Source organism: Bacteroidetes bacterium GWF2_43_63 (genome assembly GCA_001769275.1).
GTDB lineage: Bacteria > Bacteroidota > Bacteroidia > Bacteroidales > DTU049 > GWF2-43-63.
The window spans coordinates 1-18,383 of sequence record MEOQ01000027.1 but is presented as its reverse complement, the minus strand read 5'-3'; the positions used below and the strand labels follow the sequence as shown (position 1 = coordinate 18,383).

Genomic DNA, 18,383 nt, shown 5'->3' with positions numbered 1-18,383 from the left:
ACGGTGACGGAAAATAATTTTCTATCTTTACTTAACGTTAATTTTCCATGCCCGAAACATCTTTTCACACAACATATTCAAACAATCGTTATTTGTTCGCGCGAGCGGTGAATGGCTCTCAGAGCGGTCTACAGAGGCGCAGGTGTTACCGTTTCGGATTCAATGGCAAAGAGAAAGTTGATGAGCTTTTCGAATCCAGCGGAAGTGCCTATGATTTTGGTGCGCGGTTGTATGATAGCCGGCTTGGGAGATGGATGGCCTGCGATCCGTTGGCGGCAAAATACCCGGGTTATTCGCCTTATCATTTTGGATATTGTGATCCTATAATTGTAATGGATCCAAATGGAATGGAAAATATTATTGTTATTGGATATCAGGGCCCTCCAGATAAGTGGATGAAAAGAAGATATAATTTTTACAGAAAGGCAGTGCATTATGCAAACAAAATGGCTACTGAAGGTGAAGTCTTAACCGTCTTTATTTATGGAAGTCCCAACGAAGAAGAAGTAGTTGGAGCATCTGAATATATTAAAAGCCTTACAGATGCGGGTGCAAATATTATTTATTACAATAGTAACCAAGAAATCATTGATTATTTGAATAGAAGTCGCGGTGATCAGCCGAATTATAAAACAATATTTGAGAAGATTACGGATCTGATGTTTCTATGTCACGGAAATCTCGTTAAGTTTCTTCTTAAGGAAGGAAAATTCGGAATGGGTTATTCAGATTTTGAAAAAGTTAATAAAAACGCCTTTACAAGTGATGCAAAAATTCATTCCGGTGCATGTCATACAGCGCAAGAAGATTTATTAAGGGGACTTGCGAATTTATTTGGCATTGACGTCATAGGACCCATTGGATCTGGCATTTATGCAGGTGAAACAGACACAGGAGTGTATTTAGAAGATGGGAGAACCTTTCATCCCAATGGAACATCCACTCCATCTTCTACTTTCGAAATGTCTCCAAACAAACAATATAAATTCAGATGGGAACCGGAAAAAATTAAACCTGCACAACCTGCAAAGGATCGTGATTATGGAAATAAAGGTGAGAAGAAACCAAAAAAGGACCAGCACGTACCATCATTTTAAACGAAATGAAACAGCTTAGATATATATTATTAGTGATACTAATTTCAATTAGTGGTTGTTCGGAAGAATTTTCAGGCTTCAAAATAGCCATGGAAAGAAACAATGAATTGCTGTCAGATGATTGTATTGTTGTATATGATACAACACCTGACAGTTCATTTTTCAATGGGAACCCACAAAAGCTGAGCATCCCAATGGCGCGCAAGCTTTCAGCAAATGCTGAACTTGCCGGCAAGGTTGAAAGAATTGTTGTTAATGAAACGGATAGTGTTTTCGAAGACTTTTTATACAATTTTAAAAACCTTAAGGATCTTGAAATTTACTATATCAATTCCAGAAAGTATTCGATTGATCTCAACAGGCTGCTTAAGCTACAAAGTCTTTACATTGGAGTATCATTTTGCGATTCATTATTTGCCAACTATTTCAATAATACTTCAGTTAAGAGTGTGTCAATTTCTAGGTGCTCAATAAACACGCTTTGCGCTGGTTTTGAAGGATTTCACAGATTGAATCATTTATACATTAATGATTGTCCCGGAGTCAATTTTGAATGTGATTTTTCCAGGTTTGAATTATTAGATACAGTTGCTATTTGTGATTGCTTTCTAACTGAATTCCCAAAAGGTCTGGGAAAATGCAAAAAGCTGAAGGATGTTGATCTGTCGTTTAATTGCATCGATTCAATCCCTGATGAATTCGGGCTACTGCCTGATTTGAAGTATTACTATTTATCGTTCAACGCATTTATTACTTTACCAAATGTAATTTCCGTCCTTGAAAAAAGAGGTGTTTTTGGAATGCTAACTATTTCTGGGCCTAATACAACTCCCAATGTAAAAAAACAGAAGCTACAGATAATACTGAGATACTCGGGTTTGTTCAACGAAAGGAAACATTTTGAAAAAGAAATGCAGAAAAGGAAGAACAGTATTGCAAACTAACACTATCTAAGATAGTTTCATAACAATATTCCAATATTGCCAAAAGCCACTCAACCGAGTGGCTTTTTTGAGTCATTTCGAAAGTTCTCAAAAATATAGCGTTCCACACCAATTGAATTCATTCATGGGACGCTAGATCCCGCTCCCACACTACTCAAACCCCCTGGCGTCCCATTTTTAACATTTAATGCACTTGAAAATAATTTTCTATCTTTACTCAACGTTAATTTTTCATGGCCGAAATATCTTTCCATACAACATATTCAGACAATCCATATTTGTTGACACGCGCGGAGAATGGCTCCCAAAGCGGCCTGCGGAGGCGCAGGTGTCACCGTTTCGGATTCAATGGTCAGGAGGCTGATAACGAAATAAAAGGGACAGGAAACAGCATCGAATTTAAATACAGAATATACGATTCTCGCCTTGGGCGATTCCTTTCTGTTGACCCGCTAGCACCAGAATATCCATGGAATAGCACTTATGCGTTTGCGGAGAATGATGTGATTCGGTGTATTGATTTGGAAGGATTAGAAAGCCACAAGAATAATTTTGCAAAACGAAGAAACAAACCAAGATTAACAAATGATTTTTCTGGTATTACCGCTTTTGACAGATTATTTGGCATAGATTGCAGAGGAAAATACTATCGAAACACAGTCAGGACAACAAACGATTCTAAATCAAATTCAAATTTCTCAACACCATATATTCCTCCTGTAAGTTTTCCAAAGGAAAACGAAGATAATAATGATGAAGATTATAGTATTCCTGACAACAGCAACCCGTTAGATCGTAATACGAGAGGCGAAGACCAAGACTGGTTCGATAGAACCGAGGCTACTCCGACCTTTCCCGATGGTACTCTAACCGTCACATTTGATCCTGGTGTTGATGAAGAAGGAAATCCGAAAGAGATAACTGTTGAAATTGGTGTTACCGATGGAACCGAAAATGAGACACCGCTTGGCACTACCACGGTAAATGGGGCTGGCTCAATATCGGCAGATTTTAATTTGCAGCCTGGGGAGACACTTTATATACGGCAGAGTATCCCATCAAATTCAACTACTTCGGCAACAAGAAATACGGGGAGTGAGGGAACTGACGATGAATAAAATAAGATTTGTGAAATGTTTGCTGACAGCAGCAATATTTCTAATAACGGCGGGATTTGTAACTGCTGAAAATTACATTGTTTGGAACAAAGACCGCCCATTATTATGGGATGATTTTCAAAGTAAACCAAACTCTTCTTACAATGAGGGAGCGAGAGCCACAACATCAATATTAATAGATTTTATAAATAAAACAGATCCGTTTTTGATTGAAATTAATGCTGTATTTTACCCAAAAAGATCTTGGTTCAGAAAAGGTTATGATGATGACGACGGGTTAAAACATGAACAAGGACATTTTGATATTACTGAAATATTTGCTAGAAAATTTAGGAAACAAATTATATTGAGTGCTTTTTCAAAAAATAATTTTTCAAAAAAAATCGAAAAAGCATGTGTTAATATCAGAAAAAATTTAATTGAATATCACAAATTATATGATGAGCAAACCAATCACTATCTTAACAAAGAGAAACAGACCGAATGGAATGAAAAAATCGCCAACCAATTAATAGAATTGGAAAAATACAGTAATCCGATTGTAGAGATTAAAATAAGAAAATAAGATTGTTGGTCACACTGCACCATCCATGATAAATCTTTGATACATATCCCAATATTGGTAAAAAGCCGCTCAACCGAGTGGCTTTTTTGGCTGGCCGGTTTTCGGAGCTACACCCGCCGCGCCCGCGTTCACAAAGCATTACGCAAATGCGCGCGCAGAGCAGGTCTGCGAAAATCTCGCACCAAAAAATAATTTTCTATCTTTACTCAACGTTAATTTTTCATGCCCGAAATATCTTTCTATACAACATATCCAGACAATCCATATTTGTTGGCACGCGCGGAGAATGGCTCCCAAAGCGGTCTGCAGAGGCGCGGGTGTTACCGTTTCGGATTCAATGGCAAAGAGAAAGTTGATGAGCTTTTTGAATCCAGCGGAAGTGCCTATGATTTTGGTGCGCGGTTGTATGATAGCCGGCTTGGGAGATGGATGGCTTGCGATCCGTTAGCGGTGAAATATCCGGGATATTCACCCTATCATTTTGGATATTGTGATCCTATTGCGGTGATTGATCCGGATGGGAGGGAGAATATTATTGTAGTTGGAGCTCAGGGTCCTGCCAGTACTGATGGAACTGGGATGGCTCGTGAGAACAACTTCTATGGCAGAGCTGTATTCTATGCAAGAAAATTAAAAAGGAATGGTGAGAATACGACCGTGATGCTCAATGGAAATGATGCTGATGATTTAAAACGAGGACAAGCATATACTGATAAACTTTTAAAGATGGGAGTAAAGGTTGTCTATTATTATAACGAGCAGGATATTGTTGAATATGCTAATTGCAGACCTACAACAACGACAACTTGTAATGATGTTGCTTATAAAGAGCAAGTTACAGATTTGGTTTTTCTCACGCATGCCTGCCCAAGTGATTTACTACTTGGAGGAGGCGTTCATCTAAATGAATCTGATGCAGAACAGTTTGATCGAACTGCATTCTCTCCGAATGCGGTGGTTAATATTGGAGCATGCAATACTGGTAATGATGTAGCAAGTGATCCAGGTCCGTTTAACAAGTATGGTTTAGCACAAGCTTTTGCTGTTCGAGTTGGCCTGAAAGCTGTTGGCCCGGCTGCTGCAGAGGGAGATGCTGCTGAAATAAATGGCGCATGCAGCTATGCAAGTGACGACGTGGATGCTCCTTATACTGACAATGGATATAATGTATATCAACCAGGTTCGTCGTCACCAGAGCATGTTGGGAAAAAAACTCAAGTTTTTGAAGAATCAGTTGATAAACAATGGTCACAGTATGTAATAAAAAAAGATGAATATGATAAACGGCTTCAAACTGAAAAGAGAGATCGTGCTTTAAATAGACGAGCAAACGTCCCAATGTTTTAAGTAAATCAATATTACATGAAATCTATTTATAAAATTACTGCATTAGTATTTCTCGTTGCAATTGCCTGCAACAAGCAACAGAATGATATAAAGGAAAGCAATCCTGTTTCTAAAATATATTATGAAAATTGGCAACGAAACAAGGTTGAAATTTACACAGTGAGCAGAAAGAGAATTGTTGTACCATATGGTGTGTTCTCAATGATTGATGTAAAAAAATATCCAAAATTCATTTCAGCCATAAGGAATTTAACAATTGATATGAAGGAGGTTCCAGAATATTATAGTCAATTATATGCTCTAAGGAATATTGAGCGTCTTTGTTTGGAAAATATTAATGCAGATTCTGTTGATGTGGATTTTTCAAAATACAGAAATTTACACACATTAATAATTGGTATAAGTTCAGGCAAGTCTTTATTTGAAAAACATCAATTGATAACATCAGTTACCAGAATAAGTATTGTTGGCTGTTCTGAATTGGAATCTATTGAAAGTGGAATCAATGATTTCAGAAACCTAATTAATCTTTCATTTACTAATATTCCTGAAAACACGAAATACAATTTTAGTTTTGCAGCATTTAAAAGTTTGAGAAATTTGAACATGTGGAAATGTCATATGAAAACCATTCCTGGAGATATTACCAGTAGCCAAACCATAGAATCATTGGATTTAAGTGGGAATGAATTGTCTGATCTCCCATGGAACTTGGTAAAAATGAAAAAGCTCAAATACCTCATAGTAAGGCACAATCTGTTTGCTGAAAAGCCGACTGTTTTAAAAACGTTTAAATTTGGCAGTCAGTTTTACATATTATCGTCCAAGGAAATTCCGGAATGTTCCAACTGATTGAAATGATAACACTATTTCAAATTCCAGAAAGATCTTTTATAAAAATCCCAATATTGAAAAAGCCGCTCAAAAGAGTGGCTTTTTTGCTTGGTTGGTTTTCTGAGCTGCTCGCGCCGCGTCCGCGTTCACAAACAATTATGCAAACGCGCACCCAACACCAATTTCAATAAATTTGAGTCACAAATGGGACGCCACATCCCGCTCCAACAAAGGTCAAACCCCCTTGTGACCCATTTTTAACATTATGCACGCTTTCGAATAATTTTCTATCTTTACTCATCGTTAATTTTCCATGGCCGAAATATCTTTTCATACAACATATTCAGACAATCAATATTTGTTTACTCGCGTGAAGAATGGCTCCCAAAGAGGCCTACAGAGGCGCGGGTGTCACCGTTTCGGATTCAATGGCAAAGAGAACGACAATGAGGTGAAAGGGACTGGAAATCAGCAGGATTATGGGATGAGAATTTATGACCCACGACTTGGCAGATTCTTGAGTGCTGACCCGTTGATTGTGCAAGAGCAAAAATATCCTGAATTGTCGCCATATCAGTTTGCTAGTAACAGACCGATTGATGCAATTGATTTGGATGGGCTGGAAATGACTTCTGTAATAATAAACGATGAATATACAGGTTCAATTTATGGAGCTGGAATATCTGGCGGATATGAAGATGTTCATGTCCCTGAAAATGTGCAACGAGGGGCTGGAGGTGTATGGAAGATCGCCAGTGGTATTTCTACCGCTTTGGGAGGTATTGCTTTTGGAGTAGTCACATGTCCAACGGGGGCTGGACCCGTTATTGGAGGAGCTATTTTTGTCACTGGCTCCTACACCACTGTTCAAGGATTCAGACAACTTGCAAATTTGGTCGAAGGTGGCGATGCATCTGAAGATCCACAGTATTCCACTCCTGTTGGAGAAATTTCAGAGTCAAAGACAGCTGATGATGTTACCGGGCTTTTGCTTGGAAGAAAAGTTGGCAGTGTTAATACTGTTGTAGATATTGTAAATCAGGCGAGTACTTTTAAATCCTATTTCGATGTGGGTGAAGATCTGATAGAAGGAACACAATCTATGGAGGCTGAATCTTCCTCATCCTCATCACAATCGAGTACTCCATCTCGGTTATCAGGTGAGTTAGAGCATGCAAATTCGGTCACAAAAAGTGTTTATAATGCATTGATCAGGAAGGCGTCTGGTGGATAACTTTGACACCGTTTGCATATTGTAAATGGTAAAATTGATTTTTAATTACGAATTCGAAGACGAAAAATATTTCATAATGAAAGAGTATTCCCCTAAAAGACGATTTAATCTTCCGTTGTGGATTAGAGTAATAATACAAGCTGCATTATTTGCATCATTTATTGTCTTCTTACATTTATTAAAAGTTGATGAATTAATGGGAAGAGGCGTTAGTTTTAAAAGCAATTGGCTCCTTTGGATTTTAGCAATATTGGGTTATTATATTTACAAAATTCAAGTGAATTCTACACCCGTTAGCTATCTTAAATTTGATTATGAACACAAGGAGTTACTTATTACTTTCAGATTTCTCTATTTAATAAAAAAGAGAATCATTTTTAAATTTGGTTCGTTTACATATCGAGTTAGAAAAGACGGATTGTTTTTTGGAGCATCAGAGTCAATTAGGTTATATCAGAATAATAGATTGAAAGTCAAACTGAATCCAAAAAATGGATGGACTAAAGGCCAAATTGAGGAAATAATTGCTGAAGTTAAACAAATTGGAAATATTGATAATAGAAAAATCTGGATTTGAGTCTTCCTTGACCTGCAGTATTCATTAAAGCCCTTAATAATTTCCATTATTAACAACCCCTCCACGCTGGTCATTCAATCTCAAAAAAGTCATAGCGTCCCACAAATAAACAGCACCAAATGGGACGCTACAATCCGCACCCACAAAAGCCAAACCCCCTGGCGACCCAAATTTAACATTTTACACACTTTGTAAAAATATTCTATCTTTACTCAACGTTAATTTTTAATGGGCGAAATATCTTTCCATACAACATATTCAGACAATCCATATTTGTTGACTCGCGCGGAGAATGGCTTCCAAAGCGGCCTGCAGAGGCGCGAGTGTCACCGTTTCGGATTCAATGGCAAAGAGAATGACAATGAGGTGAAAGGGACTGGAAACCAGCAGGATTATGGGATGAGGATTTATGACCCGAGGCTGGGAAGATTTTTATCGGTTGACCCGATAACATCTAATTATCCAGAGTTGACCCCTTATCAGTTTGCCAGCAACAGGCCAATTGACGGTATTGATTTGGATGGGTTGGAGTATTTTTACTATGCATTAGCATTTGACAAAAAAACCTCAAGTTTTTCACTTGTTTCTATTGATGAAATTGATGCAACAATTAAACCTCTTGGCATAACAGTTAATTCAAATAAAGTGTTTGGGGGTGGTTCATATGTATATGGCTCTGATGGACATTTTCATAATATTCCTGAATATTGGCAAAGTCACTCACTTAATGCAATTAGCGATGACCCGATGAAAGTATTAGAAACTGTTAATAGTTGGGAAAATGCCGATGTTGCTTATTTAGGCCTTTCAGTTCAAAATTGTTTGCAGCATTATTCAGAAATGACTCAAATTGCCTTAGGGGTTGTTTATATTACTTCTGGAATCAAAAATTTAGGAAAGGGACTATCAAAAGCGACAAGTGCACCTAAAGCTTTTGCAAAAGGGATTTCAGGTAGAGAATTTTCTGCTTCAGAAATGGTTGAAATAATGGCTCCAAAGCCTGACGATGCAATAACATTGTTTCGAGGGATGAAAAGTACTGAGGGTGGGAATGGTGCTTTGTTTTTAACTGAAAGTAAAGTTTACGCCAGTTCATATTCAAGCAATGTTAAATCATTTACCGTGTCGAGAAGTGGTTACAATTTGTTAAAGAATGAAGGAATTATTGAAACATTTCAAGGTCTTAACTCAACAAACAACGCTTCAGGATTTGAGTTGAAAATAACAAATCAAAACATTAAAAACATAATGCTTGGTCAATGAAAACATTTTGCTGCGAAAAATTCGAGAGCTATTATTCTACGGTTGCAACTAAATCAGAAAGCGGCTCAGTGATAAGACATTTCCCATTTATAAGGATTGTTAAAATTCAAGTAAACGAACTTTCTTTCAGAAATCGAGTTTATAGATATTTATTTGTCACTAATATGATTGAAAACAAATTTGTTTTTATTAATATGGCATATTGTCCTTTTTGTGGGGAAAATTTGTATGAGTATTATTATGGTGATGATTTTATTAATGATGATAGCTCGTTTTTCTTTTAGCACAATATTTTTAGCAATATTCAAAACGACTCTATGATGTGTTTACTCTTTGAGATTTCAAAATTTTCGGGGGTTGGGAATTTGGTGGAGAGGGGTGAAAGAAATTTGATGAGTGCTGAAAACTATAATTCTGTGCTCAGAAATGCATAATTTTTGACAATGTGGAGGCGCTGTCGCCGGCTTTGGTGTGATCTATTGAAAATCTGTTGTTTACCAATATTGGGATTGACATTTAGGATTTGTTGTGGATGGTGCACCGCAACGGCTAAATCAAAAAACAGTATAAACAATTAAAAAAAACAGTCACTCGGGAAAATGTTGAAAATATTAATAAATTTGCGCTAAATGAAATATATATGAAACAGCTTTTTGTCATTGCATTTGTTGTCTTTTCTTTGTGCGGCATTGGTCAGAATCAATGCGATTTTGCCAGGATTGAAAGAGGTGACAATATTGAGAAAGAGGATAAAATATCGGGGTTCTGTGCCACCAGTGACGGAAATTTTGTTGTTTTCTCCAATGGCAAGAATAGCTTTGGAATTACACTTTTCAACAATAAAATGAAAAAAATTGCTGAAACAACCATTGAAGGCAGATCGTATCACTATTCAACCTTTATTAATGGGAAATTGTTGGTTTTCAGCACAAACAAGGATAAGAAATCCAATCCCCTTTACATTAATATATTTAATTCTTCACTTGAACCAAGTGGTGATTTGATTACAGTTCCTAACATCTCTCCTTTTTGTTTTTGTCCTCCATTGCGGCTTGGAGAGTTCCCAGAGTATGTGGATATTTCTACAAGCCCTGATAAATCAAAAATACTGATTATTACAGAGAAGGATATGAATAAAGCAGGATATTCTTTTTTGATATTTGATAAGGATCTAAACAGGTTGTTTTCAGGTGCCGTTTCAGTATTATCCAGGAAGTTCTGTTTCATTTTATTTAAGCATTGCTATATCGACAACAGCGGAAACATATATCAGTTTTACATCCGTGGGGGCCTTGATGTAGAAAAAGTTACTGATGGAACATATGGTTTATATTTCAGCAAGACAAATCCCGAAACCGGCAAAACAGTTGAAATGAAACTTAAAGAAGACAGAGGCCTGTATGGTTTTTTGGAAAGAGCCTATCCAAAAGGCGCACCAGCAAACGGGCCCCAATTTGATGTTGTTGATTTCAATGCTGATTTCACCAATGATGGTAAAATGATAGTCGCTGGTGTACTATCCAACGACGGAAAAAACTCGCATGGATTCTTCTATTGGAAAATAGACACAAAAACAAACAGTACGCTGATATTTAATTTCGAAATGTTTGGCGTTGACCTGGCAAATGAAAATAAGATGTCGCAGAAAGTCAAAGGGGAACCCCAATTATCAGATGTTTTTGATCAATGTAATGTTCATCCGCTTGTTCAGCTCAGTGATAACAGGACTCTTGTCATTGCGGAAGAAAGGAGGATTTTTTCGCCAAATGATGTCGGTGAGTACAGCCAACCTAAAGATGTGTATACCACACGAAATATTATCATCGGATTATTTGATGAACAGGGGAAAATTATTTGGAGCCATGTGATCCCGAAATTGACGAAAACAACCTTAGATAAGAATATCTCCGGCTTTTGCTCTTTTGTAAATAATGAAAGTATCTGTTTTATTTTCATTGACAATAAAAGTAATTATACGGGAAATGAATTACTTAATGTCAGCCTGAATAAAGAAAACATGGTGCCTGAAAACAACAAGTTGTCCATAGTAAAAGTTGGATTTGATGGTTCAATTAAAAAATATGTATTATCAGATTTCACCAATTGTAATGTGACCGGACTGCTGAACGGCTGCACTGCAATTTCTTCGAATGAACTCATTGTACCGTTTTATTCAGGGATGGGAAAAACTGCGGAGCTGACGAAAGTGACGTTTGCGGAATGATCTATTTGTTTTGAAATTGTGTCCGGGTGGGCATTCGTTTTCATAATACTATATGAATGCGGCCGCAACTGGTTAGCCCCGAAAACCAACCAAGCACCCATTTCCTCCCAATTTCCCAACCATCAAAAATTCAAAAATTTCCCAACTTTCCAAGAGTATTATAACAAAACCCCGCTGGTGGGCGGGGCGTTGAGTATTGAATGAGCTTTTAGGATTTTTCTTGGGTGATGCAAGGCCAAGTGCAATTTGGAACACTACCCTAAGTATTAGTCCTCAATAGCTTTTTTAACTTCATCCTTTAGAAAAAAACAAAACCCCATCTTACAATCACCTGTATTAATAACCTCGCAATTATATATTGGAAAGATTGAAAATCCAGAAACTACAGTTGTATTATTACTGTTTTTTACGATAGCAAAAGTTTTAAGCGAAATGACTAATAATAAAATAGATGTTCCCAGCAAGTATTTATACAGCATTCTTCTTTCTGAAATCAGATTAAACACCATAGCAATTATCGATATAGAAAGCACAGTTAAAAAACTATGTCTAACGAGAATCACATTATAAGACCCGCTTTGTCCTGATAACATAAACTTCGCAAAGTCTTCGTTTATAAGACTAGATGATGCTATCAGCAGTATTAAAAGCCCAATAACTATTTTTTTCTTTTTCATTTTATTCTCCGCTACTAAATGTTACTCCAACAGAAATGGTATTATCCTTATACCAAGATGGAGATACAAGTTCGTTATTCCCATCTTGAATTAAAGTTGATGATGACCCTCCATCAAATCCGAAACGGTGATACCCGCGCCTCTGCAGGCCGCTCTGGGAGCCATTCACCGCTCGCGCGAACAAATAACGATTGTTTGAATATGTTGTATGGAAAGATGTTTCGGCCATGAAAATCCAACGTCAAGTAAAGATAGAAAATTTTCCGAAAATGTGCAAAATGTTAAATTTGGGACGCCAGGGGGGTTGAGTTGTGTGGGTGCGGAATGTGGCGTCCCATTTATGACCCAAATTTGTTGAAATTATTGTCGAGTGCGCGCGATTGCATAATACTTTGTGAATTCGAGAAAGAGAGATAGTTCGAAAAGCAAACCACACATAAAACATTCTTAGGCGAGCTTGGGAAATATGCGAGTGGGACAAAAGATTGCCTTGATTCTTTTAGCTCAGTATGGTGATACTATACGCCAATCAGAATAGATATCTTTTCTCATTGCTTGCCATCCAACAGGAAGATCTGAAACAGAGAGTATAGAGTCATCAATTTTAATCATTTCATCCAAACGAATAATGGCAGCGTCATCTTCATTAATATTTTCTTCAGGACCATGAAATTGCCATACACCGTCTTCGTCATGAAAAACATATAATATTGGCGAATTACCAAAAACTATATATTTTGTTGTAATTACTGCTGTGTCAAGAGGCTCTTGAAAATTCTTTTTATTCATCGGTTTCCTTTCTGCAAATTTTCTTTTTTAAGTAGAATTTGGGCGTTGCCATATTCATTTGTTCCTCCTTTAGATTTGGGAATAACATGATCAACCTCAGCTTGATTCATATTAGCTTTAACACCTCGAACTGATTTTACTGGATCTGAAGCAATTGCACCACTTTGATCACTCCTTAACACACCATTGTTTAATGCTTTATTTTCCGAAAGGATTTTATGTTTTTGAGATGCTGAAAAATTTTTGCCTGGCCCCCTAGTATTTGCATATGCATCATCAATATGTGAGTATTTCCCAGCTGTTGAAGTTGCATTTGAAGTTTTAAGAATCGACTTTTCTGTTATTGAGGTAACCGTCTTGGCTCCAGTACTAAATGTTGACATTGCCCCTTCTAAAGCAACTCCTTCTAATATCATCATAGTTTGGCCAAATTCAGCAACACCCTCTATTGCATCGGCTTTTGTTTGCCAATCAATTGCTTCAAAGCGAGCATCCTTTAGCTGGTCGGGGACGTTTTCATAATAACCTGGATCATATGTGGGGTCATTATATCGTGCATAATTATCCGCATTTTCCATGCATGACCTTCCAAATTGCCCAAGCCCCATCCCATCTGTAAGTCTCCCCAAAATTCAGACAGTTTATAAGTAGACTTTTCGAAAGAAAAGAATGATTAATTTTAAACTGTCAAAAAATGAAAAAGTCAAGATTCACAGAAACGCAGATTGCCGCAATACTGAAAGAGTATGAGAGCGGCCGAACAGTTCTCGATTTGTGTCGGGAATATGGTATCAGTAAAGCAACTTTTTTCAAATGGAAGAGCAAATATGGCGGCATGGAAGTGTCGGAACTGAAGCGTCTGAAAGAGCTGGAAGCAGAGAATGCCAGACTGAAAAAGATGTTTGCTGATCTGAGCCTGGATTACCAGATTGTAAAGGAAGTGCTGTCAAAAAAAGCTTCAGGCCCTGCGAACAAAAAGAGTTGATTGAAGAAGTTTGCTCCGGATTACACGTGAGTGTTCACAGGGCCTATAAAGCCACGGGACTGTCAAGAGCGCGGCATTACTATAAAAGCCGGCGCAATGACAGTGAAGTGATAGAAGCATTGCAAAACCATATTGAACGACATCCGACACATGGATTTCCAAAAACGTTCGCGTATTTGCGCCGCGCCGGAAAAGCATGGAATCATAAGAAAGTGTACCGGGTTTACACATTGCTTCGCTACAACAAACGCCGGAAAGGCAAGCGCCGTTTACCCCAACGAATAAAACAACCCATGACTGAACTAACACGGATCAACGAATGCTGGAGCATTGATTTTATGAGCGATAGCCTTGCAAGTGGAAGAAAATTCAGAACATTCAATGTTATTGACGATTACAGTCGAGAAGTACTGGCTGTTGAAATTTCAACATCATTGCCATCTGTGCGCGTGATTAGAATACTTGATGAAATTGCTTCCTGGAGAGGAAAACCAAAAAGAATACGGATGGATAACGGACCTGAATTTATTTCAAAAGAATTTGAAATCTGGTGTAAAACGAATGGAATAGAACAAGTACACACCCAACCCGGGAAGCCTACGCAAAACTCATTAATTGAGCGTTTAAACGGGTCGTATCGCACCGATATACTTGACGCCTATTTGTTTTTCGATTTAGATGAAGTGAGATTGCTTACTGAAGAGTGGATCGAGGAATTTAATGAGCGCCGTCCGCATGAATCGCTAAAAAATAAAACCCCAAAAGAATGGGCTGAAATCGGCTCCCAAGCTTTTTTCCCGGGGCGCGCCCCGGGAAAAAAGCTTGAAGACTCTATAATTAAAGAAAATAGTCTACTTTAGCATTGTCTGAAAAAGGGGGTAGGGACACATCACTTAGCCAATCCAATGCATATGTAAACGGGGCTAAAGAAGGCCCTTCTGATGCAACATGAAGAATATATGGTAGTTCTTCAAGCCCATCTAAATCTAATGCGTAAATCGGCTTATTCCCAGCAAACTGATATGGCGAATACCAAGGATATTCTTGTCCTTGCACAATCAACGGGTCCGCACTCAAGAATCTTCCCAGCCTCGGGTCATAAATTCTCATTCCATAATCCTGCTGATTTCCAGTTCCTTTCACCTCATTGTCATTCTCTTTGCCATTGAATCCGAAACGGTGATACCCGCGCCTCTGCAGGCCGCTTTGGGAGCGGCTTGTAGAAAATGTCGCCGTGTCTGATGCCAATAAGTTGCAAACAGAATTCTTAGCCATGCAGAAGTTTTACATGGCTAAGATAGAGATAATTTTGTTAAAGAGTTCAGCTCTGCTGAACCTTTATTCCAGCAGAAGCACCATCATCGCAAAGGGTGAAACCGATTGATGAGTTTCGATTGTTCTGCAATATCTATTTTCTTGTATTGCATTACACTCGAAGCCCACTTCAGGCCACTTAGCTCCATGACCTGTTCAACCGGCATTTTCCGATCATTGAGCCAATACGATATTACCGACATTCGGATTCGTTCAGGGTTCATAGTTCTACCCGGGAACAACATTCTGAGAGGCTCAAAAACAGCATGGATGTTGTCAACACTCATTCCGCTACCAGCCTTAGAAATGATGAGCTTGCTGGTTTTCGCTTTAATCATGGCCGGTCTGGTTTCATTCAGATATCTGATAAGCAAGGCAATTTGTGAAACATCGAGTGGCAAAATTCGCCCAGAAATTTTCGGTGATGCTTTGATATGAACTTCTCCCTTGTCCAGATCGATATTGGTAATGTTGAGTTCTGCAAGTTCATGACTGCTGAGCGCCTGTTGCAGAAGAAATGAAAACAGGACCCTGTCCCGAACATCAAGGTTTTTGTAGCGATTGGGTCTGGTGTATAGAAGTTGCAGCTCGTTCATTGAAAATAAATCCTGAGTCTGAATGGCGGTTTTCTTGCGTTTGATCGTTAGTTTTCTGCATGGGTGATCGATCCGGCGCCCTGTGTGCAATAAAAAATCGTAGTACTTTTTTATTGCAGCAAGCATCCTTATCCGGGTGGCCACTTTTGGATATCTGATTGTGAGTTGATCGAAATACTGCACCAGATCCATGTACTGAAATTTTCGCGCATCAGGATGGATGGATAAAAAATTGATGATTACGTACAGGTAATTATCAGCAGTCTGCTTTGTGTGCGCTGCGCGGACGTATTGTTCAAGAGTTTGTTTTTTCATGGTTATGCAGTTTTAAATTGTTTTCTTCTGCGAATCATGTACAATTGCGTTGTGTCAATTTCGGTATGGCCTAAAAAGTCGCGGACAAATTCCATCCCGGCTCCGGCTTCCTGCAAATGAGTAGCAATGCTGTGACGCAAACAATGCAAAGTGATGTTTTTCGCAGTGATGTTTTTGTTACCACATCTACTGCAGATTGTTTTCAGCATATTATTAAGGGAACCACCGGAAATCCGTTGTCCATTTGAGTTTAAAAAGAAAGCGTTTTCGAGTGGCACAGAAAACACGACCCTTTGTTGACGAAAGGTAAAAATGTAGTTTTTAATTTCTGCAGAAATCTTTTCTGTGAGCGGAATTTCACGCCGTTTGTCATTTTTGCCGGATCTGACAACAAGGTATCCTTTTGACAACAAAACATCATGAACATTAAGCATGACCATTTCAGTACGTCGCAGACCACAGCCATAGGCAATGTTGATAATGCTGGTTTCCAGCTGATTTTCGCAGCAGCGTTTCAGTTCAAGAATCTCTGCTATGCTCAGGATTTCTCTTGGTATTGTTTTCCTTTTGCTGAAAGCAGGTAAAACGTATGCGGCGCTTACAACCTTCGTGTCAAGCAGCATTTCAAAAAACAGATGCAGCGCAAGAAGATGGTTTTTGATACTGTTGTCGCTGAGCGTGCCTTCTCCCCGCCAGCAAGGCCTGGTGTGGAGCCATTCTGAATAAAGGTTGATGTCAGTCGCGGTGATTTCTTTTACAGACCTCAAACCGCGTTTTTCCAGCCAGTTTAGAAACTCTTTGACGGGAGTGATGTAATTAAGATTGTTTCTGTAATTTCTGGCTTTGATAAATGAGACATAGTTTTCGAAGATGCTCATGTTTGATACATTTCTGATTTTTGAGTTCATAAGAATGTGATTTTTGTGTGCATAATGTTAAATTTGGAACGCCAGCGGTAAGCGCCTGTCCTGATGCGGAACCTGGCGTCCCATTAATGGCTGATTTTTCCCATTTTGGGATGTGTTTTTGCTGAAAAATGTTTTTGAAGTTCAGATATCATTTTTTTACGATTATCCCAATAGCTGATCATGTATTTGTACCCTCTGTTAGCACAACCACTCATTGCTTTTATGTAATCGACTTTTTTTAAAACCCTGAAATATCTGTTGATATTTGTTTTACTCATGCAAAGAGAAAGGCGGATATCATTTTCAGAAAATGTTGTTTCATTGCCACTTTTCTGTGCTATTACCCACTTCTTTAGACGTTCAAAAAACTGACGGGTGCTGCTGTCAAGGTCGTCTGCTTTCAATACTATTGCAGGGATAAACAATTCAATGGCGTTACGCAAATCTTCAACTGTTGAAATAAGTCGGCCACACTTGTCCTTTCTGCGCTGAAACTGATGCAATATTGTAATTTGTGCAATAAAGTCCTGAAACTGCTGGTTCAGTCTTCTTTTGTGTGGCAAATTCAAGGGAAGAGAAACAGACTCTGCCCATGGATTTATAACTTCAAAAGATTTCAGAACACGTATGCAGTTTCGCAATAAATGAATGGCGCAGTCCTGTTTTTTCACATCCGTTTCACCACTTCGTTTGCGGTTCTGATAACGGATTATCTCTTCGGTTTGTTCAGCGCTTTCATCAATCCCGAGTACAATAGAACGGCTTTCATTGTCATAGAAAATTTCCGTCAATGTCGTTGCCGATAAACTTGCAAAATGAGCTTTGACTTTTCTAAATTGCGAGGCAGTTTCTCCGAAACTATTTTTCAGGGTAAGTGATGAACTCACAAAACCGGCGCTCTGCAATTCGCGCAGCGCAAATCTTGAATCTCTGTTCAATCCGTCAAAATCCTGGATGACAAAAAGCTTGTTCATCAGCATTGTTCCCTGAAAGTAGTATAGAGATTTGCTGGTGATCCGGGTAACATTAATCACATCTTCTGGAGGAATGCAATGCATGATGGCGTTGATCAGGTGCGACTTTCCGCTTCCGCTGTCACCCTGCACAATTCCATGCAGCGGGTAGGGTATTTTATAGCTTGACGCAATAATGAATAGTGCAATACGAAGTTTTGCTTCACCAATGATGCCAGTAGTTTCAAGCAAAAGATTGATTTTGTTCAGCAGGTTTTCGCTTTTCAGAAATTTCATTGCAGCTTTTTCTGCCAGAGGAGAAAGTGCTCTTTTGTCCATTGATGCTTGCTTGGCATTATCATCAATTTCAAAATGCTGTTCGCGGTATTTTTCCAACAACAGTGTGAGCTCAGCAATATCTGTTTCAACTTCTGCAATACTTACCGTTGTGTCGCTTGCTGCAACGGATTCCAGGCATTTTTCCACATCTTCCGGATCGAAAAGATCAGGTTTGAATCTGTGTTTCTTTATGTTTCGTGGAGTTATGATGAACAAAGTGATTTTCATCGACCCGAAGTCGGAAGGCAATCGTCCGGCAATCTCATAAATTGCAGCCTTTCCACGGAATGAAATGATGTGTGCA

Annotated in this window: 20 protein-coding genes; 12 read left to right on the top strand and 8 right to left on the bottom strand. The window is 38.5% G+C overall.

Annotation, left to right across the window (positions count from 1 at the left end; genetic code table 11):
- The first annotated feature begins 47 nt into the window (after positions 1–47).
- The 10 genes from A2W93_09670 to A2W93_09625 all read left to right on the top strand — a co-directional run bounded on the left by A2W93_09670 (position 48) and on the right by A2W93_09625 (position 11,203).
- A complete protein-coding gene (locus A2W93_09670; protein ID OFY54575.1) occupies positions 48–1,097 on the top strand; it encodes a hypothetical protein in 1,050 nt (349 codons plus the stop codon).
- 89 nt (positions 1,098–1,186) lie between these two features.
- Positions 1,187–2,041 (top strand): hypothetical protein, encoded by an 855-nt coding sequence (locus A2W93_09665; protein OFY54574.1) that lies wholly within the window; start codon positions 1,187–1,189, stop codon positions 2,039–2,041.
- 233 nt (positions 2,042–2,274) lie between these two features.
- Positions 2,275–3,159 (top strand): hypothetical protein, encoded by an 885-nt coding sequence (locus A2W93_09660; GenBank protein ID OFY54573.1) that lies wholly within the window; start codon positions 2,275–2,277, stop codon positions 3,157–3,159.
- Between the two features lie 19 nt (positions 3,160–3,178).
- The gene (locus A2W93_09655; protein OFY54572.1) at positions 3,179–3,724 is read left to right on the top strand and encodes a hypothetical protein; all 546 of its coding nucleotides are present in this window, start codon (positions 3,179–3,181) and stop codon (positions 3,722–3,724) included.
- Between the two features lie 222 nt (positions 3,725–3,946).
- Positions 3,947–5,071: a hypothetical protein gene (locus A2W93_09650; GenBank protein OFY54571.1), complete on the top strand. Its 1,125-nt coding sequence runs from the start codon at positions 3,947–3,949 to the stop codon at positions 5,069–5,071.
- 15 nt (positions 5,072–5,086) lie between these two features.
- Positions 5,087–5,923 carry a hypothetical protein gene (locus A2W93_09645; GenBank protein ID OFY54570.1) on the top strand — a complete coding sequence of 279 codons (837 nt, stop codon included), beginning with the start codon at positions 5,087–5,089 and terminating at the stop codon, positions 5,921–5,923.
- A gap of 295 nt (positions 5,924–6,218) precedes the next feature.
- A complete protein-coding gene (locus A2W93_09640) occupies positions 6,219–7,139 on the top strand; it encodes a hypothetical protein (GenBank protein OFY54569.1) in 921 nt (306 codons plus the stop codon).
- Between the two features lie 25 nt (positions 7,140–7,164).
- On the top strand, positions 7,165–7,716 hold the full coding sequence (locus A2W93_09635) for a hypothetical protein (protein ID OFY54568.1): 552 nt from the start codon (positions 7,165–7,167) through the stop codon (positions 7,714–7,716).
- 228 nt (positions 7,717–7,944) lie between these two features.
- Complete coding sequence (locus A2W93_09630; protein OFY54567.1) at positions 7,945–8,979, top strand: hypothetical protein; 1,035 nt, start codon at positions 7,945–7,947, stop codon at positions 8,977–8,979.
- 640 nt (positions 8,980–9,619) lie between these two features.
- Complete coding sequence (locus A2W93_09625) at positions 9,620–11,203, top strand: hypothetical protein (protein ID OFY54566.1); 1,584 nt, start codon at positions 9,620–9,622, stop codon at positions 11,201–11,203.
- Between the two features lie 266 nt (positions 11,204–11,469).
- On the opposite strand, the gene A2W93_09620 is transcribed toward A2W93_09625, so the two are convergent.
- From A2W93_09620 to A2W93_09605, 4 genes are all read right to left on the bottom strand, one after another.
- Positions 11,470–11,880 (bottom strand): hypothetical protein, encoded by a 411-nt coding sequence (locus A2W93_09620; protein ID OFY54565.1) that lies wholly within the window; start codon positions 11,878–11,880, stop codon positions 11,470–11,472.
- 1 nt (position 11,881) lies between these two features.
- Positions 11,882–12,109, bottom strand: coding sequence for a hypothetical protein (locus tag A2W93_09615; protein ID OFY54564.1), 228 nt, complete (start codon positions 12,107–12,109; stop codon positions 11,882–11,884).
- Positions 12,110–12,384: 275 nt separating this feature from the next.
- Complete coding sequence (locus A2W93_09610; protein ID OFY54563.1) at positions 12,385–12,669, bottom strand: hypothetical protein; 285 nt, start codon at positions 12,667–12,669, stop codon at positions 12,385–12,387.
- Positions 12,666–13,247, bottom strand: a complete 582-nt coding sequence (locus A2W93_09605) for a hypothetical protein (protein ID OFY54562.1) — start codon at positions 13,245–13,247, stop codon at positions 12,666–12,668. Before A2W93_09605 ends, A2W93_09610 begins: the two co-directional genes overlap by 4 nt.
- A gap of 116 nt (positions 13,248–13,363) precedes the next feature.
- Between A2W93_09605 and A2W93_09600 the strand changes: the two genes are divergently transcribed.
- Both A2W93_09600 and A2W93_09595 read left to right on the top strand, forming a co-directional pair.
- Positions 13,364–13,654 carry a transposase gene (locus A2W93_09600; GenBank protein ID OFY54561.1) on the top strand — a complete coding sequence of 97 codons (291 nt, stop codon included), beginning with the start codon at positions 13,364–13,366 and terminating at the stop codon, positions 13,652–13,654.
- A 26-nt stretch (positions 13,655–13,680) separates the two neighbouring features.
- On the top strand, positions 13,681–14,514 hold the full coding sequence (locus tag A2W93_09595; protein ID OFY54560.1) for a transposase: 834 nt from the start codon (positions 13,681–13,683) through the stop codon (positions 14,512–14,514).
- Here the strand turns inward: A2W93_09595 and A2W93_09590 are convergent.
- From A2W93_09590 to A2W93_09575, 4 genes are all read right to left on the bottom strand, one after another.
- Positions 14,492–14,902 (bottom strand): hypothetical protein, encoded by a 411-nt coding sequence (locus A2W93_09590; GenBank protein ID OFY54559.1) that lies wholly within the window; start codon positions 14,900–14,902, stop codon positions 14,492–14,494. The genes A2W93_09595 and A2W93_09590 overlap by 23 nt on opposite strands.
- A 110-nt stretch (positions 14,903–15,012) precedes the next feature.
- A complete protein-coding gene (locus A2W93_09585) occupies positions 15,013–15,879 on the bottom strand; it encodes a hypothetical protein (protein ID OFY54558.1) in 867 nt (288 codons plus the stop codon).
- Between the two features lie 2 nt (positions 15,880–15,881).
- Complete coding sequence (locus A2W93_09580) at positions 15,882–16,787, bottom strand: hypothetical protein (GenBank protein ID OFY54557.1); 906 nt, start codon at positions 16,785–16,787, stop codon at positions 15,882–15,884.
- An 83-nt stretch (positions 16,788–16,870) separates the two neighbouring features.
- The coding region (locus A2W93_09575) for a hypothetical protein (protein OFY54556.1) at positions 16,871–18,383 on the bottom strand (1,513 nt) is incomplete at its 5' end.